Origin of the sequence: Lolliginicoccus lacisalsi (assembly GCF_014841105.1) — a bacterium.
In the GTDB taxonomy this organism is placed as follows: Bacteria; Actinomycetota; Actinomycetes; order Mycobacteriales; family Mycobacteriaceae; genus Lolliginicoccus; species Lolliginicoccus lacisalsi.
Genome location: NZ_JACYWE010000014.1, coordinates 509 through 10,701, shown reverse-complemented (window position 1 = coordinate 10,701; position 10,193 = coordinate 509). Strand labels below are relative to the sequence as shown.

Sequence of the window (10,193 nt, the reverse complement as noted above, 5' to 3'; positions counted from 1 at the left end):
TCGTTCTTCGAGCTGGGCGGCAACTCCCTCATGGGCACGCAGGTGATCGCGCGCGCGAACGAGATGCTCGGCGCGGACCTGATCGTGCGGGAGCTGTTCGAGCACCCCACCGTCGCGAAGCTCGCCGCCCGCATCGACGAAGCGGGCGCGGGCAACGCTGCCGTGCCGCTCGTGGCGCGGGAACGGCCCGACCATGTTCCTGTCTCGCTCGCCCAGCGGCGCATGTGGTTCATCAACCAGTACGACGTCACGTCCTCGGCCTACAACATCCCGCTCGTGCTCACGCTGACCGGCACCCTCGATCGCGACGCGCTGCGCGCGGCATTCCGCGACGTGGTGGAACGCCACGAGTCCCTGCGCACGGTGTTCCCCTCGTACCACGAGCAGCCCGCGCAGGTGATCCTGCCGATGCACGAGGTCACCGCCGATCTGCAGCTGATCGACACCACCCCGGGCGCGGTCACGGGCCTCGCAGCCGAGTTCGCTGGACGGGGCTTCGACGTCACCCGCGACGAGCCGGTCCGGGCCGCCCTGTTCCGCCTCAGCGACACCGAGCATGTGCTCGCGGTGGTCATGCACCACATCGTCGCCGACGGCTTCTCCCTGTCGCCGCTCGCCACCGACGTGATGGTCGCGTACGCGGCGCGAGCACAGGGCGACGAGCCCGGCTGGGAGCCGCTGGAGGTGCAGTACGCGGACTTCGCGATCTGGCAGCGCGAGGTCCTCGGCGACGAGGCCGACCCCGAATCGATCGCCTACCAGCAGGAGCAGTACTGGAAGCGCCAGCTCGCCGACGTGCCCGAGGTGCTTGACCTGCCGACGGACCGGCCCCGGCCGGCCGCTCAATCCCTGCGCGGCGCCACCCGCTTCCACGAGATCCCCGCGGACCTGTACGCGCAGCTCGGCCATATCGCGGCACGCCACGGCGCGACCCCCTTCATGGTCATCCACAGCGCGCTCGCCGTGCTGCTCGCGAAGCTCTCCGGCACCACTGACATCACGATCGGCACCCCCGTGGCGGGCCGGGGTGCCCGCGCTCTCGACCCACTGGTCGGCATGTTCGTCAATACCCTGGTGCTGCGCACCTCCGTCGAGGGCACGAGCACGTTCGGTGGCCTGCTCGAGCACGCGCGCGAGGTCGATCTCGCCGCGCTATCCAATGCGGACGTGCCGTTCGAGCGGCTCGTGGAACTGCTCGACCTCGAGCGCTCCACCGCGCACGCGCCACTGTTCCAGGTGCTGCTGACGTTCCAGAACCAGCAGCGGCCCCGCTTCGAGCTCGGTGGCCTGACCATCGAGGGCTTCGATGCCGAGGTCGATTCCGCGAAGTTCGACCTGAGCGTGACCGTGGTGGATCGCCTCGACGACGAGACCGCCGACGCTCCCCGCCAGCTCATCATCAACTACGCCACCGACCTGTTCGACGCGGAGTCCATCGACGCGATCGCGGATCGGTTCCTGCGCGTCCTCTCGACCGTGGCCAGCAACGAATCACTGCCACTGCACGCGCTGCAGATCCTCGACTCCAGCGAGCGGGACGCCATCGAGCGGGCGGCGCGCGGGGAAGCGAGCGAGACCAGCCCCGCGACCGTGCTGCGCGATTTCCGTGACCGTGCCCGGAACCAGCCCGGAGCAGCAGCGGTCGCCGGCGCCGGCTCGCTCACCTACGGCCAGCTCGACGAATGGTCCACGGCGCTCGCCGCGACCCTCCTGCAGCACGGCGTGGGGCCCGACGACGTCGTCGCCGTTGCGCTGCCGCGCGGCGCGGAATGGATCGTCGGACTGGTAGCGGCCTGGAAGGCCGGGGCCGCCTATGCCCCGGTGGATCCAGCGTTCCCGCTCGACCGGCTCCAGGCCGTGCTCGAGGACACCGGGGCCGCGGCCGTGGTGGCCCTGCCCGGATGGGAGCATGCGGATGCACTGGAGGGCACCACGCTGCTCCTCCTCGACGGTGCACCAGGCGGGGCTGCTTCCCTGCCCGGGGATCCCTGGTCGGATCCGGCAGCGGGCCAGCGCCTCGGCTACGTCATCTCCACCTCGGGATCCACCGGTCGCCCCAAGCCCACGCTCGTGCCCATGGCCGGAATCGCCAACACCGTCGCCTGGTACCGCGATCATGTGCAGCTCGCCCCCGGCAACGGGGTGCTCGTAGCCTCGTCCCCAGGGTTCGACCTCACCCAGAAGAACATCTGGGCGGCCCTCGCGTCCGGCGCGACGCTCGTCCTCGCCGCCGACGGGTTCGACCCGGAGGACATCCTCCCGCAGGTCGCCGAGCATGGCGTGGTGCTCGCCAACATGTCGCCGAGCGCGTTCGAGGCACTCGCTGACGCCGATAGCTCCGGGGTGCTCGGCGGGGTGCGGTTCGTCTTCCTCGGCGGCGAGGCCGTGCGCGCCAAGCCGCTGCGCGACCTGCTCGCCCGCGGCGTGCGGATCGTTAATAGCTACGGCCCCACCGAGGCGTCCGACGTCGTGGCGTTCCATGCCCTCGGCACGGAGCAGGCCATGCCCGTCCCGATCGGGCGGCCCACCCCGAGCACCGAGCTGCTGGTCCTCGACCGGGACCTCAACCATGTGCCGAATGGCGTGAGCGGCGAGCTGTACGTCGGTGGCATCGGCGTGGGGCGTGGGTACGGCAAGCTCCCCGCGCTCACCGCTTCCCGTTTTGTCGCCAGCCCCTTCGGGCAGCCAGGCAGCCGCATGTACCGCACCGGCGACCTGGTACGGCGCCTGCGCGATGGCAAGCTCGATTACATCGGGCGCACCGATTTCCAGGTCAAGCTGCGGGGCTTCCGCATCGAGCTTGGCGAGATCGAGGCCGTGCTCGTTGATCACCCCGTGGTAGCGCAGGCGACCGTGGTGCTCAATCGCGCTGGCGCGGATCGGCTCGTCGCCTATGTCGTCCCGGCCCATGCGGCCGAGGACCGCGACGAGGACGCCATCGTCGCCGAGGTGCTCGCCCACGCTAGCGACAAGCTGCCGGCCTACATGGTTCCCTCGGCAGTCCTCGTCCTGCCCGCGCTGCCACTGACGGCGAGCGGCAAGATCGACCGCAAGGCATTGCCCGATCCCGATTTTGGCGCGAGGTCCACCACCTCGCGGCCCCCGGCGACGCCGACGGAGGAGATCCTCGCCCGCTTGTTCGCCGAGACCCTCGGCCTCGCCGAGGTGGGGGTGGATGATTCCTTCTTCTCCCTCGGTGGTGACAGCATCATGTCGATCAACGTGGTCTCGCGGGCCCGCGCGGCCGGGCTGGTCATCTCCCCGAAGGATGTCTTCGAGCATCGCACCGTGGCGCGGCTTGCCGTGGCCGCGGATGCCGCCGCGGCCAGCGACGCGCCCGCCGTGCTCGAGGAGCTGCCGGGCGGTGGCGTGGGAAGCATGCCACTGAGCCCCATCATCGAGTGGATGATCGAGCGTGGCGGCACCATGGGCCGTTATTCCCAGTCGTCGCTGCTGACCCTGCCCACGGGGATCGACGAGGCCGGGCTGCACGCCACCCTCCAGGCCGTGCTTGATCACCATGATCTGCTGCGGGCCCGGATCGACACCGGCTCCGGCGAGATGATCGCCGCCGCGCCCGGCACGATCGATGCCGCATCGCTCGTCCAGCGCATCGACGTCGATGCCGCCGCGACGCCGCCCGGCACGGACGCGTTCGCCGAGCTCACCCAGGATGCCCTCGAGGACGCGGCGGGCCGCCTGGACCCGGAATCCGGCGTCATGCTGCAAGCCGTATGGCTCGACCTCGGTCCCGAGTCATCGGGGCGCCTCCGCCTGGTCATCCACCACTCCGTCATGGACGGTGTTTCGTGGCGCATCATCATTCCCGACCTCGCCACCGCGTGGGCGCAGATCAGCACCGGGCAGCCAGTGGAGCTGCAGCCCGTGGGCACCTCGTTCCGCCGCTGGGTCCACGGCCTCGCCGAGCATGCCATCGATCGCGAGAGCGAGATCGCGTTCTGGAAGGCCGTCGTCGACCGCACCGATCCAGCGATCGGGGAGCGACCGTTCGATCCCGCGATCGATGTCAACAGCACCATCGAGCAGGCCACGTTCGAGCTGCCCACCGACCTCACCGAGGCCTTGCTCACCCGCGTGCCGGAGGCCTACCGAGGCAGCGTCAACCACGGGCTGCTGGCGTCTCTGTCGCTGGCCCTCGCGCATTGGCTCGGCACCACCCAGGCGCCGTTGATCGGCCTGGAGGGCCACGGCCGCGAGGAGACCGCGGTCCCCGGCTCCGACCTCGGCCGCACCCTCGGCTGGTTCACCACCGTCGTGCCCGTGCGCATCGACCTCGCGGGCATCGATGCCCAGGCAGCCATACAGCCCGGGCAGGCGGTCGACGAAGCCATCAAGCTCATGAAGGAGCACCTGCTCGCGATGCCCGATAGCGGCATCGGCTACGGCATGCTCCGCTATCTCGACGAGACGGGCCGCGCGGAGCTCGCCAGCTACCCGCAGCCCAAGGTGATGTTCAATTACCTCGGCCGGTCGGGCACCGGGGATATCCCCGAGGAGCTCCGCGATCTCGGCTGGCTGCCCAGTGCCGATGGCGGCGAGAAGGGATACTCGCTCAGCCCCGATATGGCAGCGCCCGGCGCCCTCGACATCACCTCGATGGTCACCGAGACACCGGACGGACCACGGCTGAAGGTCCTGGTCCTCTACCCCTCCACGCTCCTGGGCGCCGACGACGTGGCGCGATTCGTCGACTCCTGGCAAGCCACCCTCGCCGCGGTCGCCCGGCACGCCCTGCAGATCGAGCACGCGGGCCTCACCCCCTCCGATGTGGCGATCGCGCATGTCGACCAGTCCTCCATCGAGTCACTGGAGGCGCGCTACCCGGCGCTATCGGACATATGGCCGCTCTCCCCGCTGCAAGCAGGAATGCTGTTCCACGCGGTGCTCGCCGAGGAATCCGTCGACGCCTACATGGTGCAGCTCGTCCTCGACCTCGAAGGAACGGTCGATGCCGCGCGCATGCAGCGCGCGCTGCAAGCCCTGCTCGACCGGTACCCGAACCTCCGCGTTGCTTTCGCCAGCGATCGCCATGGCGCGCCCGTCCAGGTCGTTGACGATGCCGCCACCGCCCGGCTCGCCACGTTCGATGTCTCCGCGGAAGCGGACAAGGACGCCGCGCTGCGCCGGATCCTCGCCGAGGACAAGGCCGTCCGGTTCGACATGGCCGCGGCGCCGCTGATGCGGTTCGCGCTCGTCGATCTCGGAGGGGGCAAGCATCGACTGATCCTCACCAACCATCACATCCTCATGGATGGCTGGTCCACGCCGCTGATGCTCAAGGACATCCTCACCCTCTACGTCCTCGACGGCGATCCCACGCACCTGCCCGCCGCGGGCACCTACCGCGACTTCCTGGCTTGGCTCGACGCCCAGGACAAGCAGCGATCACTGCGTTCCTGGCAGGTGGCCTTCGAGGGGGCGGACGAGCCCACCACGATGGCTCCGATGGACCGGGCTCGCGAGCACGATGTGAGCTCCCGCGAGATCGCGCATTCGTTCACCGAGCAGCAGACCCAGCAGTTGCAGGCCGTGGCCCGGGAGCTCGGCGTCACCCTCAACACCGCCGTGCAGGCCGCGTGGGCGATGGTTCTCGCGGCCCAGGCGGCCCGGCCCGATGTCACCTTCGGCGCGACCGTCTCGGGGCGGCCGCCCCAGCTCGCCGGGGTCGAGACGATGATCGGGTTGTTCATCAACACCGTGCCCGTGCGGGTCACCCTCGATCCGCGCGAGACCCTCGCCGAGCTGCTCGGCCGCATCCAGTCCGAGCAGGCCGAGATGCTCGACCACCACTACCTGCAGCTCGCCGACATCCAGCGCGCAGTGGGCCCGGGCGCGCAGTTCGATACGCTCACCGCGTTCGAGTCCTACCCCGTGGACCAGGCCGGGCTGACCAGCGATACGGATCTCGCGGGCATGCGCGTCACCGGCTTCGATGGCGAGGACGCCGCCCACTATCCCATCGGCGTGGTCGCCTCGGTGGACACCCAGCTCCACGTGCGGTTCAAGTTCTTCCCCGACCTGTTCGACGAGCAGTACATCGCCGCGCTGCGCGATCGCACGGTCCGGATCCTCGATCAGGTCCGCACCGATGCCTCGGTGCGCTACGGGCAGCTTGATGTGCTCACCGCCAGCGAGATCGCTAGCCTCGCGCCCGTGCCGGGTGGTAGCGCGCCCGAGCCAGTGCTGCTGCGCGATGTCCTCGCCGCCGCCGCGGCGCTTGATCCCGCCGCGGACGCTGTCGCCAGCGATGGTGCCGTCCTCTCCTACGGCGAGCTCGATGCGCGCTCCAACCAGATCGCGCGCCACCTCATCGGCCAGGGCGTGGGCCCGGAATCCGTCGTCGCGCTCGGCATCGCCCGCTCCATCGAGTCCGTGCTCGGCATCTGGGCGATCGCGAAGACCGGCGCCGCCTACCTGCCCATCGACCCCGCCTACCCGACCGATCGCATCGAGCATATGCTGCGTGACTCCGATGCCACCCACGGCCTTGCCACGAGCGCATCACGAGCCACCCTGCCCGCGCTAGCGGACTGGATCGTCCTCGACGACCCCCGCACCATCGAGTCGCTCGCCAGCATCCCCGATGGCCCGATCGATGAGCACGAGCTGCTCTCGCCGCCTCGCGTGGACCAGCCGGCCTACATGATCTACACCTCCGGATCGACCGGGCTGCCCAAGGGCGTGGTGGTCACCCACCGCGGCCTGTCCAGCGTCATCGCTGCCCAGCAGCAGCACATCGGCGTCGATTCCGGATCCCGGGTGCTGCACTTCGCCTCGCCGAGCTTCGACGCCTCGGTGTTCGAGATGCTGATGGCCTTTGGCGCCGCCGGGACCGTGATCATCGCGCCTCCTGGCACCCACGGCGGGGAAGAGCTCGCGACGGTCCTGCGCGAGCAGCATGTCACCCACGCGTTCATCACTCCGGCCGCGCTGCGCACCATCGACCCGGCGCACGTGCCGGATCTCCGCGCCATCACCACTGGCGGCGAGGCCTGCCCGCCCGAGGTCGTGGAGCGCTGGGCGCCCACCCGCGTGATGCTCAACCTCTATGGCCCGTCCGAGGCGACTATCTGGTCCACGACCAGCGCCCCCATGCGGGCTGGCCGGCCCATCGATATCGGTGGCCCCATCACGGGGACCGATGCGCTCGTGCTCGATGCCCGGTTGCGCCCCGCTCCGTTCGGGGCCCCCGGCGAGCTCTACGTCAGCGGGCCGATCCTCGCGCGCGGCTACCGCGGGCGCCGGGGCCTCACCGCCGAGCGATTCGTCGCCAGCCCCTTCGGCCCGGCCGGCGCGCGCATGTACCGCACCGGCGACCTCGTGCGCTGGAAGCACAACGAGGAGGGGGCGCAGGTCCTCGAGTTCATCGGGCGCACCGATTTCCAGGTGAAGGTGCGCGGCTACCGCATCGAGCTCGGCGAGATCGACGCCGCGTTCTCCGCGCACCCCGACGTGGAGTTCGCCCTCACTGTTGGCCACAAGCGTGCCAGCACCGGCCAGACCGTGCTGGTCACCTACGTCCTCCTGCGGCCGGGCAGCGCCACGGACACCGCGACGCTCTCCGCGTTCGTGGGGGAGTCGCTGCCCGAGTACATGGTGCCGACGTCGATCACCCTCCTCGACGAGGTGCCGATCGCGCCGACCGGCAAGGTCGACCGCAAGGCACTGCCCGAGCCCGTGTTCGAGTCCAGCCGATACGTCGCGCCCCGCAACGAGACCGAGGAGGCGCTTGCCGCGGTCTTCGCCGAGGTGCTTGGCATGGACCAGGTGAGCGTCGTGGAGTCGTTCTTCGCGCTCGGTGGCGACAGCATCGTCTCCATCCAGCTCGTGGCGCGCGCCAAGGCGGCCGGGTACTCCATCCGTGCTCGCGACGTCTTCGAGCGCAAGACCGTTGCCGGGCTCGCCGAGGTGGCGCAGCGCGCCAGCGACGCGCCCGCTCTGCTCGAGGAGCTCCCCGGCGGGGGAACCGGGGCGGCTCCCGCGCTGCCGATCATGCACTGGCTCGTCGAGCACGTCGGAGCACACGGCACCTACGACCGCTTCCAGCAGTCGCTCTTGCTCACTGTCCCCGGCGAGCTGTCTCGCGCCCAGCTCGAGGACGTCATCCAGGCCCTCCTCGATCACCACGACGCGCTGCGCGGCCGGTTCCAGCGCGACGGCCAGCAGCCACTGCTCGAGGTGCTGCCCGTCGGCCGCCTCGCGGCCGCCGATGTCCTCGACGAGCGAGCCGTCGATGCCGACGTCCTCGAGGATCCCGCGCGGCGCGAAGCGACGATCCTTGCCGAGTTCGACGCCGCCGTCGGGCGCCTCGACCCCGCGCGCGGGGTGATGGCACGGTTCGTCTGGTTGCACGCCCCAGGGCGCGCCGGACGACTGATCGTGGCGATCCACCACCTCGCCGTCGACGGCGTGTCCTGGCGCGTGCTGCTGCCCGATCTCGTTACCGCGGGCACCCAGGCCATGCAGGGCTCCCCGATCACGCTGCCACCCGTGGGCACCTCGCTGCGCCGCTGGGCGCACGGCCTCGCCGAGCGGGCGGCCGAGCAGGACATCAGGGACGCCATGGAGGCCTGGCGCGCCATCGCGGAGACACCCGACCCAGTGCTCGGGGCGCGCGCGCTCGATCCCGCCGTGGACACCATGGCAACGGTGCGCCGCGTCGAGGTGGAGCTCGACAGCGACTCCACCGAGGCGCTGCTGACCACCTTGCCCGCCGCGTACCGGGGTGGCGTCAACGACGGACTGCTCGCGGGCCTCGCGCTCGCCGTGCGGCAGTGGCGCGCGCGCCGGGGCACGAGCACGCCCCAAGTCCTCGTGACGCTCGAAGGCCATGGGCGCGAGGAGGAGCTCGTTCCCGGCGCCGATCTCGGGCGCACCGTCGGCTGGTTCACCAGCATGTACCCGATCCGGCTCGACACCGGAGCCGTCGCCGACGACGACCTGGGCGACATGGCGCGGCTCGGGCCGGCGGTCAAGTCGGTGAAGGAGCACCTGCTCGGCGTGCCGCACAAGGGGCTCAGCTACGGGATGCTGCGCTATCTCGATCCGGCGACGTCCTCCGCGCTCGCGGGTGGCACCGAGCCGCAGATCGCGTTCAATTATCTGGGCAGGTTCGGCACCACGGAGGGCGCGGCGGACACCGAGGTGCCCTGGCTGCCCGATAGCAGTGTCGAGCTGGTGGCCGACGTCGACGAAACGATGCCGGCGACCTCCGTGCTGAGCATCGGAGCGACCGTCACCGACAAGCCATCCGGCTCCATCCTGAAGGCGTCCTTCAACTATGCCTCGGGCGTGCTCGCCGAAGCCGACGCGCGCGAGCTCGCCGACCTGTGGATCAGCGCGCTGCAAGCACTGGCCCAGCACGCTGGCTCGGCCTCTGCCGGCGGCCGCACCCCATCCGACCTGCAACTCGTGGACCTCACCCAGGCGCAGGTGGAGACCCTCGAGCAGCGCTACCCCGCGCTCGCCGACGTGTGGCCGCTGACGCCGCTGCAGGGCGGGCTGCTCTTCCACGCGCTGCTCGTGGGCGAGGACACCGACGTCTACACCACCCCCACGCGCATCAGGCTCGGTGGCCTCGTCGACCCCTCGCGGATGCGCCGCGCAGGGCAGAAGCTCCTCGATCGGCACCCCAACCTGAGGGCCGCTTTCGTGCACGACTCCTCCGGCAATGCCATCCAGGTCATCGAGGACAACGTCGAGCTGCCGTGGTCCTTCACCGACCTGCGCGGCCACGACACGGCGTCCGCCCGCGAGGGCCTCGATCGCATCGCTGACGCGGACTTCGCCGCCGGGTTCTCGATGGCGCAGGCGCCTCTGATCCGGATGCATCTCGTCTCCCTGCCGGAGAACGAGCACGAGCTGCTCATCACCAACCACCACGTGCTGCTCGACGGGTGGTCGATGCCGCTGCTGCTCAAGGAGCGCATCACGCTCTACGTGCTCGACGGCGACGACACCCACTTGCCCGCGGCCCGCTCGTACCGGGACTTCCTGGCCTGGCTTCGCGAGCAGGACCTCGACGCGTCCCGCGCCGTGTGGGCCGATGCGCTCGCCGGGCTCGATGAGCCTACACTCGTCGCACCGAACGCCGCCGAGACCGGGCTCGGGACTCCCGATTCGGTGACGATCGACCTGTCGCCCGAGCGCTCCGCGGCGCTCAGCCGACTTGG

1 protein-coding gene is annotated in these 10,193 nt (G+C 70.4%); it reads left to right on the top strand.

Annotated elements, in window-relative coordinates; genetic code table 11:
- Positions 1 to 10,193, top strand: a 10,193-nt coding sequence (locus tag HT102_RS15545; protein WP_192040370.1) for a non-ribosomal peptide synthetase, incomplete at both ends; no start/stop codon positions are given.